The following is a 25900-nucleotide window of genomic DNA, read 5'->3' on the forward strand; positions in this document are numbered from 1 at the left end:
TTTGGCGACTAAACCATATCACTTACTACCGTTTTTGTTTTTAGTTCCCGCTAATGCGCGATGAACCTTATTTGTTTCGACCTAGTGAGTCAGAAACAGATAAACGGCTCTTTTATTGAGTGGGTGCTGGATTCGAAATCTAGCTCACGAAACCTTAGAGATTGAGTCTACTCAGTGATCTCTTGCAGCACTTCTCCGATTGACCCGCTTGGTTGGGTGATACCCAGTTTGTTCGAAAGCGTTGGCGCAATGTCATATGGCGTCACTGGTCGCGATACCTTCTTAGCTTCAACGTCGTAGCCTGCAAAGATCACAGGCACATGAGTGTCGTATTTCCACGGAGAACCATGTGTAGAGGCAATTTGGAGGCCTTCCATGTCGTTAATGTAGCTGCGCGGTGCAAATACTACGTACACGTCTCCAGAACGAGCAGGGTGGTAGTTGTTTTTAATTAGCTGCATCACATGCGTATCCGGTACTCGGTTAGCCGCAATGTCACTACTTGATACAGCAAACGCAACACCTTTCACTTTTGCAATTTCATCCGCAATAGCTTCTTGGACCTTAGCCAGATCAAGCTTCTTCTCAGCGATCAGATCATGATTCAGATAGATGTAAGGTTGTGCGTACAAGCGAATCGCGTCTTTGGTTAAACCAAATTCATCCTTCAATCGTTTCTCAACACCACTCGAGAGTAGTGTGTCTTTATTGAAGTATTGAGCTTGATTGAAACCAAGCGCATTTGCCGCAGGTGAAGATTCAGGTACACCGTGGTCGGCAGACAGCACAATCAATGTGTTTTCTAGCCCGACTTGGTTATCCACGGTTTTGAAAAGCTTAGCGAGAGTCTTATCAAGTCGGATAAGGTTGTCTTCTGTTTCTAGGCTTTCAGGGCCGTAAAGGTGCACCACGTAGTCATTTGATGAGAAACTCACTGACAGATAATCGGTCACGTCGCCTTGGCCAAGCTTCTCTTGCATCAACAGTGTGCTTGCAAAGTTTTCTGTGATTTCGTCACCAGCAGGGCTGACGGTTAGCGTTGTGCTGTAGTACTTGTAACTTGCCGGGCCATAAGGATGAGGGAAGGTGCGTTGGAAGTCACCGAGTTTCACTTTGTGTTCGGTATCGTGTTCTTGCAACGTGTATTTATCACGCGGTAATGAGAGCTCCCATTTCTGTTTGGAATACTGAGCAGCAATCGCTTTCTCGTTCCAGCGTGATACCCAATCTGGATACTCGTCATAGTAATAGTTACTGGTGACAAACTCCGATTGTGCTTTGGAGAACCAGAAGGCTTTACCACTGTGTCCTGCCAATGAGATTGCGCCGCGGTCTTTCACTGATACAGCGAATACTTTTGATTTGCCACTATTGGAAATCGTCAGTTCGTCACCAAACGTGGTGGAGAGTATTGGCTCTGGAGAGCGGCCATCGCCTTGTGCTGTCTTCTGCGTTGGGTCGATCTCTGTTGCTTTATCGACACCTGCACCAGAGGTCAGCATTTGGTAGTTACCGTCTTCTACGTTATACACCAAACGTTCTTCGCTACGGTCATACCAAACGTTACCTACCATGCCGTGTACGCTCGGTGGAGCACCTGTTGCAAGCGACACATGGCCCACGATCGTTTCCGTGTTGCCATGTTGGTAGTTTGCGTTGGTGTAGTAGGTACCATCATCCATTAAGTACCGGAAACCGCCTTCACCGAAGTTGTGCTTATATCGTTCGATTAGATCTGCGCGCAGGCCATCTACCGTGATTTGAAGGACTAGATTTGGCTTTTCCTCAGCTGAAGCTGGGAGAGCGCAGAGTAACGCGAGGGTTAGTCCTGAAAGCTTGGTGTATTGCATAGAGTTTCCTTATTCACTGTTGCCGCTGAGTTCTAATGTTTGGTCAGGTTTCCAACGTTTGGCCAGATTTGTAACGTGTGTGCAGTGCGAATCGTATTTTTAGTATTGTTGGTGACGATTAGTGAACCATAACCTTCGGCATCTTTAGTTAGTTCGCTTCGTTAGCTAGTTCACATCCTTAACTAAACGCAGCCCCATATCTGACATAGTGATCGATTGGCTTGCGAAGTCACGACGGTAACTTTCAGATTCATTTTCGTCATAAGCAAAGCTGCCACCGCGAACCGATTTGTGTGATAAACCGACGTCGCTGTGTTTTGCGTTGTTAGGGTTGTCTGTTGGACCGAATCGGTAGAAGGTGTCATCGAAGGCATCGATAACAAACTCGCCCACGTTTCCTGTCATGTCATATAAGCCTAGTTCATTTGGTTTCTTTAGCCCGACTGGATGTGCGCTATTTTTAGAATTTGCTGAGTACCACGCAACATCATCTAAGTTATTGGAACCACTGTAAGTATAGCCTTTACTTTTATTGCCACCTTTGGCTGCAAATTCCCATTCAGCTTCAGTAGGCAGACGGTATTCTTCACCCGTTAATTCATTCAACTGCTCAACAAAATAGTTTGCTTGCTGCCAACTAAGGTTATTAACCGGAACTTGTGGGTTTTGGAAATAACTGAGAGATGAACCCATCACCGATTCGAACAATTCTTGAGTCACCTCAAACTTCGCAATATAGAAACTATCTACAGTTACATTACGTGCAGGACGCTCTGCTTTGGTCGCTTCTGGACCGTTCGACCCCATGGTGAATGTGCCGCCTTCAACCAACACCATCTCTTGGTCAATTTGTTGGGCGATGGGGTGTGTAGGCACGCTTGCACAGCCACTCAGAAGGATAGTCATGGTGACGCTGCTAATTGTTGCTAACTGTTTGTAATTAAGAAATTTCATCACGTGCCTCAGATGTTCGAAATAGGGTCTAATTCTAACGTTTAAGGTCATTCCTATTGGTTATAAAGGGTATAACATGTCACCTGTTCGAATAGGAATTATGATGGGTCCAGAATACTAAAATAGGTAGGTAAATCATGCATATTACTCAAGGTCCACAATATAACGGTAAAGCGTCTAAGCGCTTGCATGTCATGGCTAAGCCGATTGGCGCAGCATGCAACATTGACTGTAAATATTGTTACTACCTAAGTAAGCAAGATTTGTTGGAGTACAAGAAAGGCAGTTCTCCAAGAATGGATGATGAGACGTTAGAAACCTACATCCGACAATACATCGAAGGTCAAAACACGCCAGAAATTATCTTCTCATGGCAGGGTGGTGAACCTACCATGCTTGGTTTGGCCTATTTTGAACGTGTGGTTGAACTACAGAAGAAGTACCAACCTGAAGGTGTATTGATTTCAAACGACTTACAAACCAATGGCACGTTACTGAATGACGATTGGGGACAGTTCTTAGCAAAGAATAACTTCTTGGTCGGCTTAAGTATTGATGGCCCAGAGATGCTGCATAACGCCTACCGTACTAACCGAGCCGGTCGTGGTACGTTCAAACAAGTGATGGCGGCTGTTGAGCTGTTGCACAAGCACCAAGTGAAATTCGCAACGCTTACCTGTGTGAATAACCTGACCAGTCAAAATGCACTAGAAGTGTACCGATTCTTACGTGATGTGGTGAAGTCGCCACAAATGCAGTTTATCCCTATCGTTGAGCAAAAAACCTTTAGAACGGTTGCACCACAAACATCCCAAGTAAGCGAGCAGCTTAAACAAGGCGACAAACGCCTGATCCCCGGCCATAAAGATTCAATCATGGAATCGTGGTGTGTGTCGGACTTGGCTTGGGGTAACTTCTTGATTTCTGTGTTTGACGAGTGGGCCAAGAACGACATCGGCAAGGTGTTTGTTCAGTATTTTGAAGCGAGCGTAGAAACATGGATTGGGCGTCCGAACCCACTGTGTACCTTGAATGAGATATGCGGAAAGGGCTTGGCAATGGAGCCAAATGGCGACGTATTTTCATGCGACCATTATGTTTACCCTGAATACAAGATTGGCAATATTCATCACGAGAAACTTGATGATTTGGCGTACAGCGCACCACAGCAAAAGTTTGGTTTTGCTAAATCCCGTACACTGACCAGTCAATGTCAGCAGTGTGATTACAAGTTCGCTTGTCATGGTGAGTGCCCTAAGAACCGCTTTATCAAAACTCGTGTAGGTGAACCGGGTTTGAACTACTTATGTGCTGGTTGGCACAAGTTCTTTTCTCATGTCGACAAGTCGATGGCTTATATCGCTCGTGCGATGGGGCATCCGGTTGCTCATGGCAAATTCAGTGACTCAGTATTGATGGCACATCGTGCAAAACAGGCGCAACAAACTACGTTCGAGACCAAGTTTTAACTCGTTTTTTGGGTCAACAGGTCCAAGATAAATTTAATCAGATACGAGTCTAAGGACAGGCTAAGTTCTCCAGTTTAAGGTAATACTATGATGAAGAAGAGTTTAGCGACGGCTGTTGCTTTATTGATTTCAACGTCCGCATTAATTTCAACGTCTGCGATGGCTGCGAATAGCGTTCAACAAACGGTTGACGCGCCAGCACAAAATATCAATCAAGTGCTTGAAATGACGGACACTCAAACCCGCATTCAACAGTTGTCTTACATGGCACAAGATCAGAATCAATCTGTTGAAAATCGTACTGGTGCACTGCAAGAGCTTGCTTCATATCCAAGCCAAAATGCGCTGGTGGCGGTGGCAAGAGGCTTAAAAGATCAAAACCCTGAAGTTCGTGAAGCGGCGGTTATCGGTTCTGAACCTTACCAACTTGAACATCGCTGGGCGTTAGTTTCACCCTTGCTAAAAGACAGCGATACCATGGTTCGCCATACGGCAACGTCAAACCTAGTCCGTGACTTCAATGCATTGGATGACGAGCAGAAAGCACAAATTGAACCACCAGTCATAGAGCTTATTAGCTTCTTGGAAACGCAAGAATCTGAAAAGTACCAATTACTGTTTGCTGATGTGCTTCGTTGGCACAATGACTGGGATAAGGCGGAAACGGTTTATCTAGAGCTGATCAATACGCATCCAAAAGAAGCGCAAGTTTGGTTGAGCTACGCAGATAATTTTCGAGCTCAGAACAAAGATAAGCAAGCAGTCGAAGTATTAGATCGTGGTTTGGAGAGCGTGCCAAACAACGCCGCTCTGCATTATTCGAAATCGTTGACTCTGGTTCGCCTTGAAGACAAAACTGCGGCAGCCAAAGAGATTGAAGTGGCAGCGAAGCTAGCGAAAGATAACAGCTACTACTGGTACCTAAATGGGGTATTACAAGAAGAGTTGGATATCGACAAGTCGACTAAATCGTTCGAGAAAGCATATTTGATCTCTGGTTCTCCAGAGCAGCTATACGCGGTATGCGATATCTATGTGCGCTACGGAAATGAAAAGACCGATGATTGCTTAGGTGAGCTAGGTAAAGTAGCTCCTGACTATGTTATTGATCAGTTGAAAGATAAACGAGTAGCGCCAAGCTCATAATATCCTAATGAGTAATTAGCGAAGCCTATAATGAAAAGCCAGTCGACACGTTCGACTGGCTTTTTCGCATCCATGAACTGCTTAGACGAGGTTCAAGCAACTAAAGACAAAATAAGGGCAAGCCTGTTACTTGCCCATTTCGTTTTATTATTCACCCATAGAGCTTGATGCACGGCGTCTGTCGGTCGCGCCATAGATCTTGCCATCTTTGACTTCAATGGCATTCAAGCCACTGACGACTGGAATGACATGCACCGGATAACCAAGCTGCATGAACTCTGGTACTAACATTTCGGCGTAGGTTTTCTTTTCGACGAGCAAACCCGTTGGGTCATAAGGTTTGGTGCGATCAATCTTGGTCTTTGTCTTTTTGGTAAAACAGCGCAAAAGTACCGCCGCCAATCCCAGTCATATCCGGTTCAACCACCGACATTGTCATCTGCATCGCCACCATTGCATCGACTGCATTACCTCCTTGCTTGAGTACCGAATACCCAGTGTTGCTTACATATGGATTCGTTGCACTTACCATAAACTCTTCGCCAGTTTCGTCTGGCGTAATTGGAAAAGGATTTGGCTTAGCCGCGAAACCGACCGCTGAAACCAAACTTAAAGATAAAGTCGCTATTCGCATGCGTTCTCCGTTTAAGGTATCTGTTTATTCGCTCTAAGATTGACCGAGTAAGGGCGGTGAAGTTCGTGAGTTTGCAGCCTTTTTACACAACACTGACGCTGCTGACAGAATCATTAAATAGTAGAGAATTTTGCGGCTTAAATTTATTGCGAAGCTAAATGTAAGGGCAAACTTGGGTTCTCAATATTAATTTAACTATCTTGAAATCCTAATTTTTGAATAACTAAAGCGATTTTGGAACATGATGAATTACAGTCTTATGGAGAGGTGTTCAGTTTGATGTTGAACTCGTTTTTAATAAAGTAGTTAATTATACATGCTGATTTATATGGTTATTCTTACTTGTATAATAATTTATAAATAATATTAACATTTTTGTCACTATTTTCGGTGTGACAGATTGATATACTGGTCAGATCTGTTATTATTCAAAATACATTTGCAGTTCATCATACTGTTTAACAAAGGGAGCTTATGTTTACACTATCGATCAAAAATAGGATTTTGGCTTTATGTTTAGTGTCGCTAGTAGGATTTACTAGTATTCTATTTGTCGGAGGGGATACGTTAACCAGTAACACCCAACAGGTTAATCGAATTGATCAAGTTACTTATCCGGTTATGAATGCGGCTTCATTGAATAGTGTATTGATCTCTCAATTAGCCGAGCGCTTTAATTTGGCAGTGACTCTAGGCGATGACGAGATTTTGGAGATGAACAAGCAAACTCTCGCTGAGATTCAAAATAACTTCAACATTCAAATCTCTCTCGATCCTTCATTACAGAGCTCATCTGCACTTTTGCAAAATCAAACCAATCAATATTTTGAGTTAGCTTACCGAGTTGCTCAAGGCATGATAGATGAAGAGATCAGCCTTAGCGAAGCTGGGCGCTTTGCAAAACAGAGCACCGCAATCTTAGATGAGCTTACTTTGGGTATGCATAAGTTTTCTTTGGCTCGTCAATCAGAGTTTGAAAACGCGGTACAAGATCTAGAATCAAACAATAAAAAAGCTAACCAAATCATGAGTGTGTCTGGTGCTGTAGCCATGCTTGCGATGTGTATCTTTGGTTGGTTTGTGGTGAAAGGTATACGTAGAGATCTCGCGAATATCAGTGACAAAATGCGTGATATTGCTGAAGGGGATGGAGACTTAACGGTTCGCCTACAGCATGAAAAAAATGACGAACTGAAACCTTTAGTTGAATCATTCAATAACTTTGTCTCTCATTTACAACAGAACGTCACACACACTATAGGTAACGTTACTCAGCTGGACACGATCTCTGGTTCACTTGTTAAATCAAGTCAAGTAACAAGTGAGTTGTCGACTAAGCAGCATCTCTCTATTGAAGAAGTATCAAGTTCATTAAATCAATTGTTTCTTGCCGCTAGAGAAATCGCTACGAACGCTAATGATGCTTCGACTTCAGCTTCCAGTGCGAGTGAGCAAGCAAGCTTAGGAGAGAAGCAAGTCAAGAGTACGATTTTAGCCGTGCAAGAATTAACGCATGATGTAAGTAATGCATCTCAAGTGGTTAAACAGCTAAATGACAACACACAAAGTGCTGGCTCGATACTTGAGTCGATCAGTGCGATTGCAGAGCAAACCAACCTGCTTGCGCTTAATGCGGCAATTGAAGCTGCACGCGCTGGTGAACAAGGCCGTGGTTTTGCTGTCGTTGCTGATGAAGTAAGAACGTTAGCATCAAGAACTCAATCATCTACACAAGAAATTCAATCTGTACTCTTACAGTTACAAGACCAAGCAAAAACTGCGTCATCGATTATTTCTGATAGCGTAGTTAAAGCCGAAACTTGTGTTGAAAAGTCAATTGTCGCGGAAAATTCTCTGCAGAAAATTACTTCAGATATTATCGAAATCAGTCAACGAAACGAAAGTATTGCCGCTGCGACTGAAGAGCAGGAGCAAACCTCCACTCGTATTGAAACTTTTGTCGAAGAGATTCGCAAGATGGCAGAAGGCACCAGTAACAGCGTTCAGCAAGTGGACGCCGTGGCGCAAGATATTCAAAAAGTGACTCGTAACCTTTCAACACTAACTGGCCACTTTAAAGTCAGTTAAGTTCCCTAGAATCATTCCCTCTCTCCTTTCGGCTATGCCTTAAGGAGGGCGGCAGTATGCCCCAAATATGGGCTGATTATACAAAAACAATTATATAAAAACGAAAAATCACATAACAATTGGAGTTAGTTATGAAGAAGACAGTGGTTGCTGCCCTAGTAAGTATGGCGTTTGGAGCAAATGCTGCAAACATGGATGATCTTCGAATTAGTGGATTTGGTTCTGTAGGCATCGGTAAGTCAGACAATGCGATAGGTTATGCGGGTTATACCGACGAAAAATTAGATTGGGAGCAAGAGACATTAGCAGGCTTACAATTTGATTTTCAAGTAAATGAGCGTGCTAAGTTCGTGACGCAAATCGTTGCAAACAGCCGTTATGATTATGAGCCAAAAATTGAGATGGCTTATGCCTCTTATGATTTTGAGGCCTTCACAGCTCGAGCAGGTAAGTTGCGTTTACCTTTGTTTTTCTACTCAGATTACACAGACCTTGGCTATGCGTATCCAATGATCAGGCCTTCTCAAGAGTTGTATGAAAACATTGTTTTGAAGGGCTACACGGGTGCTGATTTATTGATTCCGATTGAACTTGAAGATTCAAGTATTCTTCTTCAGCCAGTGGTTGGTATCGGTACTATTGATGAAGATGACTCAATTGTTGGTGAGGTGAAACTAGATAAACTATTCGGTATCAGTGCCAACTGGAACGTAGATGACTTTACCTTCCGTGGTTCATATTTTGTTGCTGAATCTAATCCATCTTGTGATTTCCAAAACTCACAAGACCCGTATTGTCAATTGGGTGCAATGCTAGATAGCCAAGATGGTCAGTTCATCTCTTTGGGTGCTCAATATGACAATGGTGATCTGTTAGTTAACGTAGAAGCTGCAGATGTTCAATTGGAAGGGCAGTTTTATGACTATCAATCGGTTTCTGGTTTGGTTGGTTACCGAGTCAATGAATTTACGCCTTACGTTTCCGTTAGCTGGGTTGAAACAACAGACAACGAAGAACGTGAGAACATGACTACGACGGCTATTCAAGAGTCGATGAATTACGAGCGTCTTTCTTACTCTGTTGGTAGCCGTTGGGATTTCGCTAAGAACATGTCTTTAAAAGCGGATGTGACCTATGTCGATTACCGCGATACTAGTGGTGGGTTCCAAAGTAATGTTGAAACAACAGTAAGCCCATATATTGCAACGGGTAATTACCTTGAAGACAGCTCTATTGTCTATTCAGCACGTCTTGATTTCGTATTCTAAGGAGGCCATATGAAAAGTTTACTGGCAGCAATAACCGTAGCGGTTCTTTCATTTAACGCTTCTGCTGGAATGGTAGTGATTGGTAACAATGCTGGCGTTGATTCTTTATCTAAATCAGACGTTAAAAAGTTATTCATGGGTAAGAAAAGCAAGCTATCGAATGGTACTAAAGCACAGATCATCGAGCTAGCTGATGGTTCTGAAGGCAGACTTGCCTTCCATGAGGTGGCAACGGGACGCAGCGAATCACAACTTCAATCAGCGTGGTCGCGACTTGTATTTACCGGTAAAGCTGAAGCTCCAATCCAGGTTTCAGACTACAACGAAGCAATTATAACGGTTGCTTCAAAAACCAATGCAATTGGTTATGTAGATGAAGCCGCTTTAACAGGTGACGTGAAAGTATTATTTAAATACTAAGCGTTGCTTACTTACCAGCATTAAAAAGCCCAAGGTTATTTGATTACCTTGGGCTTTTATTTAATGGTGATTGTCTAATTTTGGGTTAGAAGACGAAACTCAACATGATGGTATAAAGGACGGCATCTTTGTCATCAAAACCAGTAAGTGCGTTGAAATTCTCAACAAAGGCACCGTTTGCTTTACGAGCCTCAAAATATTGCACTTCGCCATTGATGGAGACGTTAGGTAACACATCGTAATCCACACCAATTAGGTAGCTGTTTCCTGTTAGGTGTTCGTGAGAATCAAACTCTGCTCCGTAAACGACGTATGGAGTGAATAAATCTAGTCTGTAGCCCAAACTAGCGTACATCGAGGACGAGATGTCACTGATCTGTCCTTCACTTGTCAAAACAAATTGACCCAGTTCGTATTCTGCTCCTAATGACCAAAGTTGAATGTGTTGGTTGTCTTGTTTGCTACTGAATGGAGCTGTTATCGAAGTCCCAGGGATTGTAATCGTGCCAGAAACGGTTTGATCAAAATTGGAGTCGAGGAATGACAAGTTCCAACGATAGTTTTCACCGCTCAATTGAAGATTGGCACCGAACATTCGGTTGGTTTCAAATTCCAGTTTTGTAGTCGAGTTGAAATCTACGTCATTTTTATCTTTTATGCCGATAAACGGAGTAAGTAAAAGAGTAGCTTCGTCACTGACATCGTGAGTCCAGCTCACTTTTATGCCATTGAAAGCTGTGATTCCGAGAACGCTGTTATACACCTCTGTAGGTGGCCTCGCGGTCATATAGGCTTGGCCTACATAGTAGTACTCAGAGGCAAGGAATAATGGTAGTCGTAATCGACCAATGCTGACATCAAAGTCATTAAATTCATAACCTAAGTAAGCCCACTCTAGCTGCGGCTCACTCCAATCATATTGGGGTGGCTTGACAACTTGCACGGAAGCTTTGAATGAGTTGTAGAAGTAATCGAGTTGAACACCAAATGTGGTATCACAGTCGTAACAGCTCTCATCAGTAAAACCGCGGTTGATGATTAATGGATTATCGTTATCCGATGTTGCCCAAGACGTTGAGCCAAAGCCACTCAAGGATAAATTATCGGTAAGTTCGATATTCGCAAAAGCCGGAGAGGCCATTGAGGCACATAACACTGACGTAATTATTCTTTTCATATTATTTCTCCGAACTTATAACGTAGAGAACGTTGGCATTTTGAGGAACCGAAGAGAGTGGGGAGTAACCAATACGGTTTGGTTTGTCATCAAGCCAGTCGACTAAGCTGTCGGTTGACGCCGTTTTGATTTCTCTTGGATAACGCGCTTTTCCTGAAAAAGATAAACCAGCCCAGTGTGCATTCATTTGAGCGGCATTTTTTCCAAGCAAAAGCTGATAAAAGTCCTCTCTTTCGGCACTGTTCTCAGGCCAATCAGACAGTTCAACACGTTTGCCATTGAGGTGCTTAGTTTTCCCTCTATAGAGCTTTCGCGCTTTGTTTATTGATATCTCTTCAAATCCGGAGTCTAAAGAAAATATGGCATAATCTTCAGCGGCGTGAGCAGGGCTTAGAAAAAGCAAGCTTCCTAATAGCCCTACCGCGACTGGCAACATGACTCTGCGGGGAAGTGTTTTTATTGTTCTAATCCAATCCATGAGGTATCTCCTAACAAGTCGCACTTTCTATTTGATGGAATAGCTTTTCTTTTCTTACGGGCTTCGCTACGTATCCATCCATTCCGGAATCAAAGCACTTTTGAATATCATCATCGATAACACTGGCGGTTAACGCGATAATAGGAGTTTTGCTTAAGCCTTGGTTTTTCTCGTGTTCTCGAATCTCCTTAGTTGCCGTGAAACCGTCCATAACAGGCATCATGCAATCCATCAAAATAATGTCGAAGCTACTGTCGTTCTGGTACATATCAACGGCAATTTGTCCGTTGTCTGCAATTTCAAAGGCATATCCGGCCTTCTTCAGCATGATAGAAGCTACTTTTTGATTGACGCGGTTGTCTTCGACTAGCAAGATTCTCTCTGATTTGCTCGGAATTGCGTTTTGTTCCGCTTCTTCAGGCAAAGTACGTTTGGTCGCAGCCCCGTTGATAATTGGAGTGACAGTTGCAGGTTGTTTCTTAGGTTGAGCTTTATAGGAAGCTGGTAGTGGCATAGCTTCTACCGCGGTGAGTACTTTCTCTTTAAGCATTTCGAACTTGAATGGTTTTGGTACATAGTCATCCATACCAACGTCGAAACACCTCTGAATATCGTCATCGATGACACTGGCGGTCAATGCAATGATAGGGATGCGTCGCGTCGCTTCTGTTTCTTTTTCAATTCTTCGGATGTTGCTTGTTGCATCAAAGCCATCCATAACCGGCATCATGCAGTCCATGAGTATCGCCGCGTAATGAGGATTAGCGGTGAACATGTCCACAGCTTCTTGACCATTATTAGCGAACTCGAATTCAAAACCACTTTTACCGACATGAAGACCAGCAATTTTTTGGTTGATCTTGTTGTCTTCAACGATGAGGATTTTGTGTTGGATCTCGACTGATGTCTGGCTTGCTTCTGATAGTTCCGCCAAACCTCGTGTATCACAAAGCTCAATAGCTTTAATTAAACGCAAGCCGAGTAGGGGCTGTGCGACTTGTGCAGTAACGCTGTCACCAAGATCCGCTGGCTCACTTAAGAAGGAACGTATCAAACAGATAGTGATGCCGTTTTGGTGCAGCTTTTCTAAGTTATCTGCGTGGGTATTAGCTAGGAATGCGTCATCTTCGGCGAAAACAACAGTAATAGGTTTAGTGTGTTTTTGAGTGGAGAGCTGCTCTGTAATTGCCGTTATATCATTCGTTTTATCGGTAACCTTCAAACCATAAAGGTTAAGGTCGGACTCGATTCGCTCGGAGAGCATGTTTTCGTTACCCAGCACATAAATATCAGCCGTTGCTGTACTTGGTTTTGGCAGTATCAAGTCAACGGGTAATTCTAAGTCGAAGTAGAAACAGCTGCCTTCCCCCTTGACTGAATCGAGCTGAATCTGCCCGCCCATCAGTTCGACCAACTGTGTACTGATGGCGAGGCCAAGACCAGTACCGCCAAATTGACGTGTAGTTGAGTCATCTTCTTGAGCAAAGGGCTCGAATATTTGCTTCTGTTGTTGTTTATCGATACCAATACCTGTGTCGCGAACGGCAAATCGAATGGTGACATTATCATCAGATTGTTCGAGTGTTTTGATCGACAGTGTTACGCCACCTTCAGCCGTAAACTTCACTGCATTCGACATAAAGTTCATTAGGATCTGTCTTAAGCGGTGATCGTCGATCATCACGCGAGCTGGTGTATCTGGGCTGATATCAACGTTAATCGATATTCTTTGTTCTTTCGCTTTTGGTGCCACAATAGAGGCGATGTCGTATATCGACTCTCTAATCGATGCAGAATGCGGGCTGATTAATAGCATGCCAGACTCAATTTTAGAGAAGTCTAAGATATCGTTGATTAAGCTAAGGAGCAGTTGGGATGAAGTTTCGATCGTATCAACATAGTCACGTTGTGTCGGTGTAAGCGGCGTATCTGCGAGGATTTCCGAAATACCAATAACACCATTGAGCGGGGTACGAATTTCATGAGACATGTTGGCCAAGAAGCTACTTTTTGCTTTGCTGGCTTGTATTGCGTTGTCTTTCGCGTGTTCGGCATCCTCTTTGGCTCTCTCTGCGTCTTCTTTTGCTACCGTCAATCTCTCTTTCGCGAGCTCTCGTTCGATGGTCAATCGTTCAACTTGCTGAGCAAACAGACTGAGTTCATCTTTACCTTGGATTAATTTATCTAAAGAAGGGCGCGTGTCATCATTTTCGCTTTTTAAGAAAGCTAACACCAAATTAAGGTTGTTAGTGACTTGTCTCGCCAAGCTAAGAGTTAAACCCATAACAATCGCTGCCAGCAAAGCGACGATTGAAATAAACAGGGTTCGTTGTATTTGCGCGTCATAGATGGCTTGCTCAACTTCTTGTTGAAACTCTTGCTTGATTACGCCGCCAAGGCTTTGTAATAAGTTGAGCCGTGCGCTCATCGCTTCTAAGCCGACAGACACTTCTTGTGGCGTCAGTTGGCTGATTGTATTTAGGTCGAGTAGCGCGCTTCTTATCTCTTGGCTTTGAGCAAACACATCATTTCGAAACACTTCAACCATCAAAGAAACTTGATGTTCGTTGGCGTTCAATGAAACAAAGCGCTCTAAGAACAATTGCTGTCTTTCACTCAAGGTTTTGATCTGTTCGGCGAGTTCTGGGTCGTACTCTTGGCTGATTTGGAAGATCTCAATCAGTGAACTACCAAGCTTGAACTCTTCGTTCGACCAAAACATCAACCACTCAAGTTGTTGAAGGGCAGTGAGGTGCTGTTGAATTTCACGTTTAGTGTTTTCAAAAGGGACTTTCTCTACTTCAAGTAACAGTTGCTTGTATAAATCGCTCTGCCATTCGAGGGCATCCAATTTATCGTAAGTGTCAGTCACTTGCATCGTCGATAAGGTCGCTTCGCTGAAATCGGCAACAAGTTGATTCATTTCACCAGATGCGTCTAAAAAAATGATGGGAGACAGGTTTTTAAGTTCTGCCTTTACTTGGTTGCTTTGAGTAGCAAACTCTTCAGGGCTAGAGGCTAAGGTACTTCTATACAAAATAGAAATATCTTGAAGATAGACAGATAACTGATTGGTTCGTTCAAAATCGGTTAACTGAGTCGTTAATATATAAGCCTGTCTACCTGCTAGGAAGAGTAATAATGAAATGGGAAGTAGAACTAAGCCAAAGAGTTTATGTTTGACTGAAAGGTTATTCCAAACCGTAATCGCCATATAAGGATCCATCCAACTGTCGTTATATAAAAACAGTAGAATAAAAATGCCGATATGGAAACTTTGAAACGGTAAATTTTACGTAAGTGTGGGAGAGGTATAAGTTCTTGTGATTCCAGAGCTTATTTTGAAATGCGTTCTTTTATTAGTAATTTATAGCGTTTGGCAGTTTGTTTAATTTTATGCTTATTGATGAATCACTTTAAAAGCTTACTAATGAGGACGATTGTTATCGAGGCTTAATTCGAAAAGAAGTTGCTCTAATACGGTTTTTGCAGAGGGTTCTAATGTCCAAATACCGAGCATTCTGTTAAGTGCGGCGCGATACACTCTGTTTTTTAGTAGGAAGGCGAGTGTGCTCGTATCATTGCTGAATACGTGCATTTGTACGATGGTGAGCTCTGCTTTGTTCTCAATGTCTATTTTCTGAAGATTGAAAGCGGGTAGGAAGGCAGACTCATACCAAACCTCAACGATCTCTCGAAGCTCCATCTCTTCTTCAGGTACATCGCACTCCTGAAGTTGGTGGTTTTCAGGAATTGCGGATAAGTAAGCTACATCAAGCTTGTCTGCAACGAATGTGTACATATTCTTCCTTGTTACCTGTGGTATTGGGGCGAATCATCCCTCCCGCTTATGAATTTGTCAATTATATCCATTTCCCTAAATAGCGAATTGTGATTAAGCGTTGAGGTTTTAGCTTAAGCTGTTTAAGTATTTGTCTGTTAAGCCAAAATATTTCAAATTTCCATCCGGCTCTAACACTAAACTCATGTTTGATGTTGCGATCAAACCAGGGTCGTTAGTCGAAAAAATCACGGTCTTATTCAACAATTTATCGGAGAACAGGCGATTAAAGTATTGAGCGTTTTCTTGCTCTGCACCGTTGAACGGTTCATCAATGATAATCAGAGATTGCTCACAGTTACCTAGGCCAAGTACCAGACGCAGTTTTTGTTGAATTCCATTCGGAAGACTTTTGCATTTATCCACGCTTAACTGAGTAGCCAAGCCTTCCGGAAGCCATTCATCTAATTCGAAGAAGCTGATCATCTCTTGCATCTTGTCTGTTGGAATCAGTCCGTTGTGTAAAATGAAGTTGGTCTCAAGTGAGCCTTCAAAAATATGCAAATTGAAAGGGATGTAGTTAATCGACGTGCGATAACGGTAGCTATTGAACTGTTTAATGTTGTAACCATCGACAGATACAGCGCCTTGATAGCGGTCTTCTAACCCAGCAATGATTGAAATTAAGGTGGTTTTACCGCAGCCCGTAGGGCCACAAATGACCACTTTGGCACTGGGTGGGATTTTGAACCCCAAGTTAGTTAAGCCGGTTGCTGCTCCCGCGTATCGGTGACTGACACCGCTGCCCACGATGCTGCCTTGGAACAGGCGAATAGGCGGGCTTTTCTCTAAGGTTAATTTGTCGTCATTCATCGACATTAAATTGTTGATCTGTGCGGACGAAGCTTTGATCGACTGGAACTTGGAAATTGAGTTATAGATACCCATGATTGGGCCTAACGCTTTCCAAACCAGAATAACGGTCGCGAGCATGGCACCCGCATCAGAAGTACCTTCCATCACGCCAATAACTGCAGTCACGATACTTGCTGTGCCAATCACTTGGATCAAACTACCGCCAGCGGCCTGAATCTTACTGTTCGTTACGGCAACGTTCTCTGCATCGCTGGTGCTTTGCATATGCGATGCGCTGAATCGAGATTGAACGACACGAAGTAAAGGCAGGCCTTGGATAGTCTTGATACCACGAAGAATTTCATTCCATTGATACGAAACCATCGCATTGGCACGCGAACTTTTGGATGTGGCTTGCGAGTAGATATAGCGCGAGTAAATACAGAACACTAACATCAGTATTAAGCCGCCCATCACCACCAATGCCGCTGTACCAGACATCAGAGCAATGGCGATGATAAATACAATCACAAACGGCATATCAAAATAGCTAAGCGTTGATTCTGCGGTCACCAAGCGTCGGAAGGTATCGATATCTTTCAAACGCGCTAACTGAGAAGAGACCCCAGCTGTAGATGTCATCGCATAAGGTAGCCACAGCAGCTTAGATATAACGGCTTGCGAGATGTGCACGGCGAGATCTTTACCGGACGTGGCAATGATATTTACCCGCATCTTTTTAAAGAAATACTCCGAGAAGCCAACAATAATGGCGAATAAGGTTAACCAATAGAGTGTGGCTTCGGAGCTCGAAGTCAGTGCGAAGTTATATACACTCATAATAAAGAATGGCTGCAATGCACCGAGAATACTGATGACGAAGCTCAGAATGATCAGGCTTTTAAGTTCATTGTTATAACGATAGAAAGCGTATTTAATCCAATTACTTCTGTCTTGCGATTCCGGAGGTGGTTCGCGGAACAGACGAGAATATTCGCTAATCGCAATCAGCAAGCAGGGCTTTTTACACATTGGGTATTCAATGGTGTTGTTGTTCGTGTAATCAAACAGCAGCAACTTTCCATCTTTGGTGCCTAAGAAAATCGCACTTAGATTCTCTATTTCAATAAAGCATGGGTGTGGGTGCTTATCGATATTCTCGAGTGTCTTTAGTTTAGTAACATCACAGCGATATCCAAGGCGCTCTATGGTTGCTGTAAAGCTGTCGCCATCTTTGGGTTTTGGAATAAAAGCATCGCTGAGTATTGCGGGTGTGCCTTCCCATTCGAGTGCTATCAGGGTGTAGGCCAAACCACGAATAAGTGGCGATTGACTGTAACGTTCGTCGTATCCACTAGATTCAAAATCCAAGACACGTTGCGGCACATTATTGAAGTCAACTAGGATACTCATTGGTCACCTCCGGTAAGTTTTACGCGTTTGAGGCGGTGATTAAGTTTGTCCATTTTATTGCTGGCGATGATCAATATTTTGTCATTGGCGCGATAAGCCGTACTGGTGAGAACGACTCTCGCAAATTCCTCATCAAAGACACAATCGATGTCATCGAATATCAATACACGCTTACTGGCGAGCAGGGCACGAACTAATAATAAGGCGTAGCCAACTTGGCGAGAGAATGGGTTACGCATATGGCCTTTGAGTTCTGTATAAAACCCGGCAGGAAGCCCATCAATTTGCGCTTTGATGTTCATGGTTTCACACAGTGCAAACGCCGTGTTATTCAAGCTTGGTCGGAAACAGGTCAGGTTATCGATAATCGTCCCTTCTACGAACGAACTGGTCTTATCAACCATCAGAACACTGTTACGCCAAACGTTGTAATTGACGTCATCCAAAGGCGTGTCGTTAATCATGATATCGAGTTTGCTATCACTGTTCTGACGCGTAATACAGTTAGCGAGGTGGGTCTTACCTGAACCACTTTTCCCTGTCAGCAAATAGGCTTGTCCGAGTTCGAACTCGATACGCTGCTTTTCAGAATACTTAACCGAAATACGTTCAACTTCTGTTGTTTCATGTTGGTGTTCAACAGAGGCGGCCAATTCAAGGAGGTCAGCGATACGTTGGATATGGAGTTTGTTTAACTCCCAGCGGCTCGCGGTTCTCATTACCTGTTGATATGGCGCAAAGTAACGGTTGGTTAGCATGATGATCGCGGCCATGATGCCTTGACTCGATTCCATATTGATTACGGCAGTCGCCAAGACCACAACAACGCAAGCAATGGATAGCTGTTGGATGAGCGCCAAAATCAAGCCAAAGTTCGACTCGATTTGCTCATATTTGATGTTCTCCACTTCACGCTCTTCGACCATTTGTGTCATCAGGCTTTCAACGCGGTACTCCATGTTTCGCGCTTTAATATCAAGCGGGCTAGAGATGATCTCAATGATTTTGGAGGTAGTTAACCCTTCGATGTCTGACTTATTCTGCAAGCTACCAATTTTCTGTTTGGAAAGGCTCCAAGCGAAAATCGCTAAGACGGCCGAGGCAATTAGAAGGGTAATACCAGCCCATATGTTGATGAGACCGATGATAAGTATAGTAATCACGCTAACAGCAAGGTTGATAAGCGCTCGAACCGATTCTCCACCAAAGAAGGTCTTAAGTTCAGGAATCGTTGAGATTCGTTCTAGGTATTCGCCTGGCTCCAAACGACGGAATTTAGAGATTTCTGCCAAACAGATGGATTGGAATACCTTGTTGGTTAGGTTGGTTTCAAACTGCCTCATGATGACGGAAGATATCTTCTCTTCCTGACTTTTTAAGTGGTAGTCGAGGAAGATGGAAATCAAAATAATCGCGAACAATAAGAACAGCGTATCTTGTGCTTGGTTGGGTAACACTCGGTCAAAAATGATCAGAATAGAGAAGGGCAGTACCAAACCAAACAGGGTCGATATTATCGTTGAGAAAGTCAGATAACACTTATCTGCCATGTTGATCTTTTGCGAAAATTGCTCAGTTTGCATTACGGCCTCCTTTCCTCAATGAATCCGTTGAGATAAGATGTTTCGGCACCAAATCTTGATTGTCGCGACCTTCAATATCGCTCATTAATTGCATCACGTTTTCGATAGATTGAATCGAGAGTATGCCTTTAATTTGCTCAAGCTTGATGGTCTCGATGATGTAGTCGTATCGTGCGCTTTCGTAGTCTCTTAACGCGCTGAACAGTTTACTTTCCGCCGCCAGCAAGTCGGTGATGGTACGCGTGCCTAATTGGTAGGCCCTTTGGATCCCTTTATAAGACGCGTAGTTGGCGCGAATGATGTTTTCGTAACTGCTTATAGATTGCGAGAAATCGTTAATGTTGAGCACGGAGGTATTCACGCTGTTACGTGTGGTGTAAAGCGCATCTTGGTAAAGCAGTTCAGTACGCTCGATGGCCGTTGATGATTTCTGATAACCATAGTAATCAGAACCACCGGACAAGATAGGCACGGCGAGGTTTAAGCCAACACTGGTTGAGTTACTTTCGCCTGTCGCTGTTGGATCTAATCTGTCGAAATTATTGGCATCATCGTGTCGATAGCTGGCTGAAAGCGACACGGTCGGTAAGAAATTCGTACCGCTCTCTTTTAAGCTTCTGCGGCTTCTCTCTACGGTCTTCTTTGCTACCAATAAATCGTTATTGAGCTTTAACGCCTGATCCATGATCGAGCGTTGCTCTGTTTCGTTTATCTCTTTTAAAGGCACGCTTTCGTATATGTCTTGCGACGGAGTAATAGGGTATTGAATTTGAATAGAGAGCCCGTTGATAATGACACGTCGATCTTTTTGCAAGGTTCTCAATCGGTTCGACACGCCTTCTTTCTGAGCGATCACTTCGTAAAGCTCACTGGCTGCGGTGTTACCAAGCTCTACATTACGTCGCATTTGATGTTCGCGCGTTTCGGACGATTTAAGCTCAACCTTGGTCGCTTTGATTTGGGCGTTGTTTTTCAAATACTCAAAGTATTGAGAACCGATTTCCGAAATGGTGCTTTGGATTTTGTTCTCGTGTTTAATCTCTTCGATATTGAAGTCGAGTTTTGCTGTCCCATATTTGAAAATGTCACTAAGATTGAATATGGATTGCGAAAGAGAAAGGCTGTAACTGTTTGAGTTATAGCTAGAGGTTTTATCGGGAACGCTCGATAGCAAGGTTTCATTCTCGTTCCATGTGGTATCGGCAGCACCATTGAGTGAAGGCAGAAACTTAGATCGGCTGATCCCAATGTTGTATTCGTTCTCTTCCACACCTTTATCACTGGCGCGAAGGGATAGGTTGTTTTGCAGGCCGAGTTCTACCGCCTCAAGCAGGGTAGTCGCCGATGCCGAAGGTGTCGTGCTTAAAGCAAGCGCAGCCATAATGCTGCTAGTTAAGTTTTTGTACCGCCACATACTTGTTGATCACCTTGATTATTTGGTCACTTTTATAAGGTTTGCTGATCACGTAATCCATTCCGGCTTCGATACAAGCCTGGTGTTCGTTACTGCTGGTCAATGCGGTTGCACCTATGATGGTACAAGGGTTCTTCTCGTTTTCTTGTTCAAACTGGCGAATACGTTTTGTGGCTTCAATGCCGCCCATACCCGGCATGATGCAGTCCATGAAAATGATGTCTGAACGTTTATTCATGAAGTGTTTCACTGCGTCAGCGCCATCGCCAACCATGTCTGGTTCATATTCTTGTTTGGTAAGAATCCGTTTAAGTAAAATCTGCTGAACTCGGTCATCCTCTACGATAAGGAATGAGCTGTTTTCCATCTGCTCTTCCGATGCTTCTGCTTCCATAATGGTGAGTAAGTTAGGAATAAACTCATAGGGGATGGCTGGTGAGTTGATGATCTTGTCGACGAAGCTATGACATTCTTGTGCTTGCTGAGTATTGGTTACTGACAACAGTAACTTGGTGTTTGGGTGGTTCTTAAGCTGAGATTTCACCGTCTTACTCAACGACGGCAGTTTGTTGGGTTCAAAGGTATCGGTCAACATTATCGCATCGTAATCACCGAACGTTTTCGCCGCAGAGAAAAGCTCATTTGCAGTGCGAATCTCGGTGATATCAAGCCCCAAGTTACTGAGCATTTTCTTCATCACATCGATACGAACTTGAGTATTTGCACACAAGAGTAAACGCTTGCCATCAAAGCGAGTTTTCTCTGTGTGGAAGTTCTTAGCCTTAAGATCCAGTTCAATCTGGAAACGTTCCTGAGCCCCTGATTGGAACCAGTGACTCTCGTAATATCCGTAATCCTTCAGAACGCTTTTCGCTAAGTCATCTGTGTTCGCAGTATGATCTTTGTGTGCGCTCCAATGGAGTTTATTGAGCTTGGCAACAGAGACATCCAGCGTTGATAAGAAATTGAGGTTGATGGTGACACGGGTGTTTTCCATGTCAGAAGCCGCACCCGATTCAATCGTCACAAACAGCTTCTTATTTGATTTGAGTTGAATAGCGTTAGAAAGTTGAAGGAACAGTATCCAGAATAAGCTGGTGGATTGGCCTGCAACACGATTCGGTAAGTTGTCAGAGATAAAACAGTCAAGTTGGCTTTCATTACGTTGTACTTTGGCACTGATATGAATCATTAATTCAGATAACACGCTCAGTAAAGAGAACTCTTTCGACTTGCTTTCCGTACCCTGTGATATCAAGCGATTATAGTTTTCTGCTAACTCAGATAGTGTGCTACACGCAGAGGTAATATCGTTCGCCATCAACACGCCGTTTTCATCGGTTTCTTGAACCAGATATTGGACACCACCGTTGATGGTGTTTGTAATTCCGCGAATCTCATAACCGATCAGCGCATACAACTGTTTGTAGAGATCGTTATTGCGCTTTTGGTCTTCTAATTTACTGAAAATAAGTTTGAGATGAGAGTAAATCTGACGCTGCTTGGGGTTGATGCTAACTTCATTAAGAAGCTCTTCAAGACGTTGTAAATCTAGCTGCTTCAGCTCTTGATACAGGGCATCGAATTCATAGTCGATTTCGCGTTCGTTAGAACTGGATTTCTTTAGCTTCAACATAGCAACTGAGTTGGATAGAATCGTAATCACAGCCAATATCACGACCACCATAAACAACCAGATAAAGAACTCGTTTTTTTCTGACATTAAGTCATTTGCATGGTTGTTAAACATGGTGCGATAGTTGTCGTCCATCTGCAGATAGTTATTGGTCAATGAAAGGTACAAGCCTAATACGTCGTTACGTGTTTTTGCGCTATCGGAGAAACGATTAATCGCCAATTCCAGTTGTGTGTATTCAGTTGCCCCAACCAAGCTGAACTCGGTTTTGTTCAACGAGGCTAAAGAGCGAAATTCATTAATTTCAAGCTTCAAGTTAACCAGGTTGAATTCGTTAGTGCCGCAAGTGTTGGTACTTAAACACTGTTGCAGAGTTTGAATATCTTGTTCTATGGTCTGATTAAGCTTCTGGGCTTGTATGAGCAGTGGGGCGCTTTGCACTTGTGCGACTGAATCTATTTTTGACCAAGAAAAGTATAAATAGAAAGCGAGCGCAGCCAATACCACGCTAAATAGTATGCTTAGACGTAGGGCGGGTATGGAAATATTGTACGAAGGTTTACCGCTCATTGATTATCTCTCATCGAAAGCATCCTCGATGGCTGACATCACCGGTTTCGCAGCGTATTCGATCACGCGACGCGAGCCTGTTTTCACATCAGCGGTAAACTCCATGTAAGGTGATAACTTGTATTGAGTGCCTCCTCGTTCAAGAAAGTTTCGGTCAATTTCAATCTCAGCTAAATAGAATTCAGCGTCTTCTTCTTCGTATGATGAACGGCTGATTGAGGCGATGGTTCCCTCAACAAACCCGTATTTTGCAAAGTTATAGGTATCCATTTTTACTTTCACTGCCTGACCAATTTCGACAAATCCCATGTCTTTACGTGGGATCTTCGCTTCACCGTGTAACGAATTATTTATTGGGGCAATATCGGCGATACTTTCTCCTGGCGGAATCACAGCAGAACGGAAATTGAAGTGAAGTTTATCGACCACACCATCGACTGGCGAGTAGACGACTAGGCGATCAACCTTGTCGGAATGCTGCGGTTGTAAGATTCGCTTTAGCTTGAGGTCTTTGTTCGCTTGAATGATTTGTGCTTGGTACTCAGAGTTTCGATTCTCAACCAAGTCACGGTGTTGCTTTTCCAGTTTGTCGAGTTGGAAACGCTCATTCATCACAGATTCGTCAAGGTTCTCAATCTCACGCACCATATTCGACTCTTGTACTTTCATGTTAAGAACGTCGACATAAGACGCCATCTCTTCTTTATAGAGGGTGTTTTTGATGTTGAGCTGCTTACGTATCAGAGAGAGTTGATTCTCTGAACTTTTGCGACGCTTTAACATTGAACTGATCAACGAGTTCTTGTGCTTAATATCGTGTGTAATGAGTTCTTCATTTGAACGGTTTTTAGAGAATTCTTGTCTCCAGGTATTCATGTTGACCTGAACTTGCTCAGGGTATTTCTCAATGAAAGCGTCGAAGTTAGGCTCTATCATGTCGCGTAAGCTTTCATAACGAATCTTATCGAGCTCTATCTGAATAATTTCAGTATTGACGGTATCAAGTTGAGTGTTACGGTCAAGTGAGCGTATTCGAGCGATAGGTTGGCCCTCATAAACGACTTCCCCTTTTCTGACTAACAATTCTTCTAATATCCCGCCTTCTAAATGCTGAACTTTCTCAACATCCGATTCCAATAGCAGTTCGCCACGTACAGAAACAACAATATCGATACGTGCTTGTGACGCCACCGCAATAGCGACCAAAGCGAGCAAGAATATAATGAGCAACGTTTTGTGAACGCTGGTCATGGCACTAGCAAGCACAATAGTGTCATCAGCTGTGACCTTAGAAGCCTCGTTATTGGAAACGAGTGCTTTTCTGAGGTGATGTTCTATTTGGTTATTGCTCATGACTGACCTCGGTTACTTGCCATCTATTACTTCCTTAATATCCAACAAGTGGTTGATTTGTCGATTGACGTTGTGCAATTCAGTTTTTACATCCTCTATTAGATCTTCCGGCGCAGGAAACTCGTGTCTACTCAAGTATTCCAATTTGGCCATTTTTGGCGGAAGGTCTTGGTCGCAAAGCAACGTTAAGATGGTCTTCAATCGTTTTGAGTAACTATTGAGTTCATCAAAATGATTACCGTTATGAAGCGCTTCTATATTTAGGGCTGCGTCAGAAAAGTCATTGTAAAAGTCGCCTAATAGCAATTGCAGCCCTTTGTGGTTGTTGTCGACCGAGCGCAACAAATTCGTCATGTCTATCATCGCTCCACTGCCTTAATTGCTTTAATCACAATAACTAAGGATCTTTAAAGGCAGTTTTCAAATTTTTTTTGATTCTTTCTCTTTAAAAAGAAATTATGAAAAATGTTGTATAAAAAATTGGTTTTTCAAAATGATGTCCTTTAATGCCTCTATAAATACGATCAGTTAGCTAGTAGCAACGGAGGCTGTAATGGCAGGCGAAAATAACCAAAATAACCAAAATGAAGATCTAAATGACGCGGTAGAACAAACGGACACGAACGACGCGGGTACGCCCTCCCAACAGCAGAATCAACAAAATCAACAAAACACGATTGCGTCGACAATAGCGACGGGTGCTGAAAATGCGGATGCGGCAGACGAAGTTAACCAGGCTTTAGACGAAAATCCGAGTGGTGCAGGTAATGCTGAAGATGCCTCTGCTTCTGGTGCGGCTGTGCAAGAAGAGACGCCAGAAAGTGATGGAGATTCAGACGCTGCACAATCCAATGTAGTTGGTGGAGCCGCTTCTGAAGCTGGCTCGGATAACGCTGCTGGCAGTGGTGGCGGTGCTGGAGCGGGCGCACAAGCTGTAGGTGGTGATATCGCAGAGGCTGCGACAGGTGGTGTAGACGCTGAAGGTAATGAAGAACAAGGCCAAGCTGCGCGTACTTCAGCAGCGCCGAGTGCGACATCTTCAGAGTCGGGTGACCAACAAGTTGGTGATGAGCTAGATTCACAAACAGTAGAAGAGACGTTTGCAGTTGATGTTCAAGCTTCTGACGAAGAGACCATTAGCGAAGTAGAGGATGACTTTGATTCTGAAACGGTAAGCGAAACGTTTAAAATCAAAGTGGAAAGTGAAAATGATGCGCCAGAAGCTGAACAAGATCTGGCTTACATCATGGATGAAGATGGCTCCATAACATTCACTCAAGAACAATTACTCGAATACGCAAGTGATGTAGATGGGGACGAGCTTGTTGCTTCTAACGTTCAAGTTGGTGATGATGCAACAGTTCAAGACAATGGTGATGGTACTTTCACCGTTGTTCCTTCAGCTGATTTTAATGGTGAACTTGACCTTACTTTCGACATCAGTGACGGCCAAGAAACGATTAGCAGCGCAATTGATTTAACGGTACGCCCGATTAATGACGCGCCTGTTCCTGAAGATAAAACGTTTGAAATCGAGGAAGACGGAACTCTTGTATTCACCGACGCTGACCTCCTTTCTGGTGCGACAGACATTGAAGGTGACAACCTAACGGTTGAAGGTGTGACCTACGATGGTGGCGACGGTATCCTTACTGACAATGGCAACGGGACTTACACCTTTGCGCCAAACGAAAACTTCAATGGCGACGTAAACTTCGGCTTCGATGTATCAGACGGCACCGATACGGTCTCTGCCAACATCGATGTGAGTGTTACAGCGGTTGATGATGCGCCAGTGTCTGGTGACTTAG

18 protein-coding genes and 2 pseudogenes are annotated in these 25900 nt (G+C 43.5%); 6 read left to right on the top strand and 14 right to left on the bottom strand.

Translation table 11 applies throughout. The features are described from left to right. Positions 1-167: 167 nt before the first annotated feature. Positions 168-1850 (bottom strand): alkaline phosphatase family protein, encoded by a 1683-nt coding sequence (locus tag AB6F11_RS19430; RefSeq protein ID WP_104216082.1) that lies wholly within the window; start codon positions 1848-1850, stop codon positions 168-170. Between the two features lie 165 nt (positions 1851-2015). After that, positions 2016-2804, bottom strand: a complete 789-nt coding sequence (locus AB6F11_RS19435) for an SUMF1/EgtB/PvdO family nonheme iron enzyme (protein WP_017060470.1) — start codon at positions 2802-2804, stop codon at positions 2016-2018. A gap of 137 nt (positions 2805-2941) precedes the next feature. Here AB6F11_RS19435 and AB6F11_RS19440 point away from each other — a divergent pair, with 137 nt between their 5' ends. Together AB6F11_RS19440 and AB6F11_RS19445 are read left to right on the top strand one after the other, a co-directional pair. Next, on the top strand, positions 2942-4273 hold the full coding sequence (locus AB6F11_RS19440; RefSeq protein ID WP_102398064.1) for an anaerobic sulfatase maturase: 1332 nt from the start codon (positions 2942-2944) through the stop codon (positions 4271-4273). A gap of 87 nt (positions 4274-4360) precedes the next feature. Next, positions 4361-5419 (top strand): HEAT repeat domain-containing protein, encoded by a 1059-nt coding sequence (locus AB6F11_RS19445; RefSeq protein WP_017060468.1) that lies wholly within the window; start codon positions 4361-4363, stop codon positions 5417-5419. A 147-nt stretch (positions 5420-5566) separates the two neighbouring features. Here AB6F11_RS19445 and AB6F11_RS19450 read toward each other — a convergent pair. Continuing rightward, positions 5567-5779, bottom strand: a pseudogene (locus AB6F11_RS19450) (gamma-glutamyltransferase); the annotation flags it as partial. Continuing rightward, positions 5775-6053 (bottom strand): annotated as a pseudogene (locus tag AB6F11_RS19455) (gamma-glutamyltransferase); the annotation flags it as partial. The pseudogenes AB6F11_RS19455 and AB6F11_RS19450, both read right to left, overlap by 5 nt. A 621-nt stretch (positions 6054-6674) precedes the next feature. On the opposite strand from AB6F11_RS19455, the gene AB6F11_RS19460 reads away from it, so the two are divergent. From AB6F11_RS19460 to AB6F11_RS19470, 3 genes are all read left to right on the top strand, one after another. Beyond that, complete coding sequence (locus AB6F11_RS19460; protein ID WP_102393124.1) at positions 6675-8141, top strand: methyl-accepting chemotaxis protein; 1467 nt, start codon at positions 6675-6677, stop codon at positions 8139-8141. Positions 8142-8272: 131 nt separating this feature from the next. Further along, the gene (locus AB6F11_RS19465) at positions 8273-9409 is read left to right on the top strand and encodes an outer membrane beta-barrel protein (protein ID WP_016768816.1); all 1137 of its coding nucleotides are present in this window, start codon (positions 8273-8275) and stop codon (positions 9407-9409) included. A 9-nt stretch (positions 9410-9418) separates the two neighbouring features. Then, positions 9419-9829, top strand: coding sequence for a phosphate ABC transporter substrate-binding protein (locus AB6F11_RS19470; RefSeq protein WP_010429296.1), 411 nt, complete (start codon positions 9419-9421; stop codon positions 9827-9829). A gap of 85 nt (positions 9830-9914) precedes the next feature. Here the strand turns inward: AB6F11_RS19470 and AB6F11_RS19475 are convergent, their stop codons facing one another. The 10 genes from AB6F11_RS19475 to AB6F11_RS19520 all read right to left on the bottom strand — a co-directional run bounded on the left by AB6F11_RS19475 (position 9915) and on the right by AB6F11_RS19520 (position 24452). Beyond that, a complete protein-coding gene (locus tag AB6F11_RS19475; RefSeq protein ID WP_102321120.1) occupies positions 9915-11006 on the bottom strand; it encodes a porin in 1092 nt (363 codons plus the stop codon). Between the two features lies 1 nt (position 11007). Next, a complete protein-coding gene (locus AB6F11_RS19480; RefSeq protein WP_017060466.1) occupies positions 11008-11484 on the bottom strand; it encodes a hypothetical protein in 477 nt (158 codons plus the stop codon). 10 nt (positions 11485-11494) lie between these two features. Then, positions 11495-14698, bottom strand: a complete 3204-nt coding sequence (locus AB6F11_RS19485) for a response regulator (RefSeq protein WP_102393125.1) — start codon at positions 14696-14698, stop codon at positions 11495-11497. 213 nt (positions 14699-14911) lie between these two features. Then, positions 14912-15286, bottom strand: a complete 375-nt coding sequence (locus AB6F11_RS19490; RefSeq protein WP_017060464.1) for a hypothetical protein — start codon at positions 15284-15286, stop codon at positions 14912-14914. Positions 15287-15394: 108 nt separating this feature from the next. Continuing rightward, a complete protein-coding gene (locus AB6F11_RS19495) occupies positions 15395-17533 on the bottom strand; it encodes an ATP-binding cassette domain-containing protein (RefSeq protein ID WP_102393126.1) in 2139 nt (712 codons plus the stop codon). Next, positions 17530-19116 (bottom strand): ABC transporter transmembrane domain-containing protein, encoded by a 1587-nt coding sequence (locus AB6F11_RS19500; protein ID WP_052879653.1) that lies wholly within the window; start codon positions 19114-19116, stop codon positions 17530-17532. The genes AB6F11_RS19495 and AB6F11_RS19500 overlap by 4 nt, the downstream gene beginning before the upstream one ends. Then, positions 19106-20530: a TolC family protein gene (locus AB6F11_RS19505; protein WP_102393128.1), complete on the bottom strand. Its 1425-nt coding sequence runs from the start codon at positions 20528-20530 to the stop codon at positions 19106-19108. The genes AB6F11_RS19500 and AB6F11_RS19505 overlap by 11 nt, the downstream gene beginning before the upstream one ends. Then, positions 20505-22736, bottom strand: coding sequence for a response regulator (locus tag AB6F11_RS19510; RefSeq protein WP_102393129.1), 2232 nt, complete (start codon positions 22734-22736; stop codon positions 20505-20507). The genes AB6F11_RS19505 and AB6F11_RS19510 overlap by 26 nt, the downstream gene beginning before the upstream one ends. Before the next feature lie 3 nt (positions 22737-22739). After that, complete coding sequence (locus AB6F11_RS19515) at positions 22740-24089, bottom strand: HlyD family type I secretion periplasmic adaptor subunit (protein ID WP_017060459.1); 1350 nt, start codon at positions 24087-24089, stop codon at positions 22740-22742. Positions 24090-24101: 12 nt separating this feature from the next. Further along, positions 24102-24452, bottom strand: coding sequence for a hypothetical protein (locus tag AB6F11_RS19520; RefSeq protein ID WP_102393130.1), 351 nt, complete (start codon positions 24450-24452; stop codon positions 24102-24104). Between the two features lie 190 nt (positions 24453-24642). Between AB6F11_RS19520 and AB6F11_RS19525 the strand changes: the two genes are divergently transcribed. After that, positions 24643-25900: cadherin-like domain-containing protein (locus tag AB6F11_RS19525; protein ID WP_372179644.1), on the top strand; the 1258-nt coding region annotated here is incomplete at its 3' end.

Origin of the sequence: Vibrio sp. 10N.247.311.14 (genome assembly GCF_041467715.1) — a bacterium.
Classification (GTDB): Bacteria; Pseudomonadota; Gammaproteobacteria; order Enterobacterales; family Vibrionaceae; genus Vibrio; species Vibrio crassostreae_C.

Bases quoted from the DNA above. Each gene is read 5' to 3' on its own strand.
- AB6F11_RS19430 (WP_104216082.1), bottom strand. From the start codon at position 1,850: ATGCAATACACCAAGCTTTCAGGACTAACCCTCGCGTTACTCTGCGCT.
- AB6F11_RS19435 (WP_017060470.1), bottom strand. From the start codon at position 2,804: ATGAAATTTCTTAATTACAAACAGTTAGCAACAATTAGCAGCGTCACC.
- AB6F11_RS19440 (WP_102398064.1), top strand. From the start codon at position 2,942: ATGCATATTACTCAAGGTCCACAATATAACGGTAAAGCGTCTAAGCGC.
- AB6F11_RS19445 (WP_017060468.1), top strand. From the start codon at position 4,361: ATGATGAAGAAGAGTTTAGCGACGGCTGTTGCTTTATTGATTTCAACG.
- AB6F11_RS19460 (WP_102393124.1), top strand. From the start codon at position 6,675: ATGAATGCGGCTTCATTGAATAGTGTATTGATCTCTCAATTAGCCGAG.
- AB6F11_RS19465 (WP_016768816.1), top strand. From the start codon at position 8,273: ATGAAGAAGACAGTGGTTGCTGCCCTAGTAAGTATGGCGTTTGGAGCA.
- AB6F11_RS19470 (WP_010429296.1), top strand. From the start codon at position 9,419: ATGAAAAGTTTACTGGCAGCAATAACCGTAGCGGTTCTTTCATTTAAC.
- AB6F11_RS19475 (WP_102321120.1), bottom strand. From the start codon at position 11,006: ATGAAAAGAATAATTACGTCAGTGTTATGTGCCTCAATGGCCTCTCCG.
- AB6F11_RS19480 (WP_017060466.1), bottom strand. From the start codon at position 11,484: ATGGATTGGATTAGAACAATAAAAACACTTCCCCGCAGAGTCATGTTG.
- AB6F11_RS19485 (WP_102393125.1), bottom strand. From the start codon at position 14,698: ATGGCGATTACGGTTTGGAATAACCTTTCAGTCAAACATAAACTCTTT.
- AB6F11_RS19490 (WP_017060464.1), bottom strand. From the start codon at position 15,286: ATGTACACATTCGTTGCAGACAAGCTTGATGTAGCTTACTTATCCGCA.
- AB6F11_RS19495 (WP_102393126.1), bottom strand. From the start codon at position 17,533: ATGAGTATCCTAGTTGACTTCAATAATGTGCCGCAACGTGTCTTGGAT.
- AB6F11_RS19500 (WP_052879653.1), bottom strand. From the start codon at position 19,116: ATGCAAACTGAGCAATTTTCGCAAAAGATCAACATGGCAGATAAGTGT.
- AB6F11_RS19505 (WP_102393128.1), bottom strand. From the start codon at position 20,530: ATGTGGCGGTACAAAAACTTAACTAGCAGCATTATGGCTGCGCTTGCT.
- AB6F11_RS19510 (WP_102393129.1), bottom strand. From the start codon at position 22,736: ATGAGCGGTAAACCTTCGTACAATATTTCCATACCCGCCCTACGTCTA.
- AB6F11_RS19515 (WP_017060459.1), bottom strand. From the start codon at position 24,089: ATGAGCAATAACCAAATAGAACATCACCTCAGAAAAGCACTCGTTTCC.
- AB6F11_RS19520 (WP_102393130.1), bottom strand. From the start codon at position 24,452: ATGATAGACATGACGAATTTGTTGCGCTCGGTCGACAACAACCACAAA.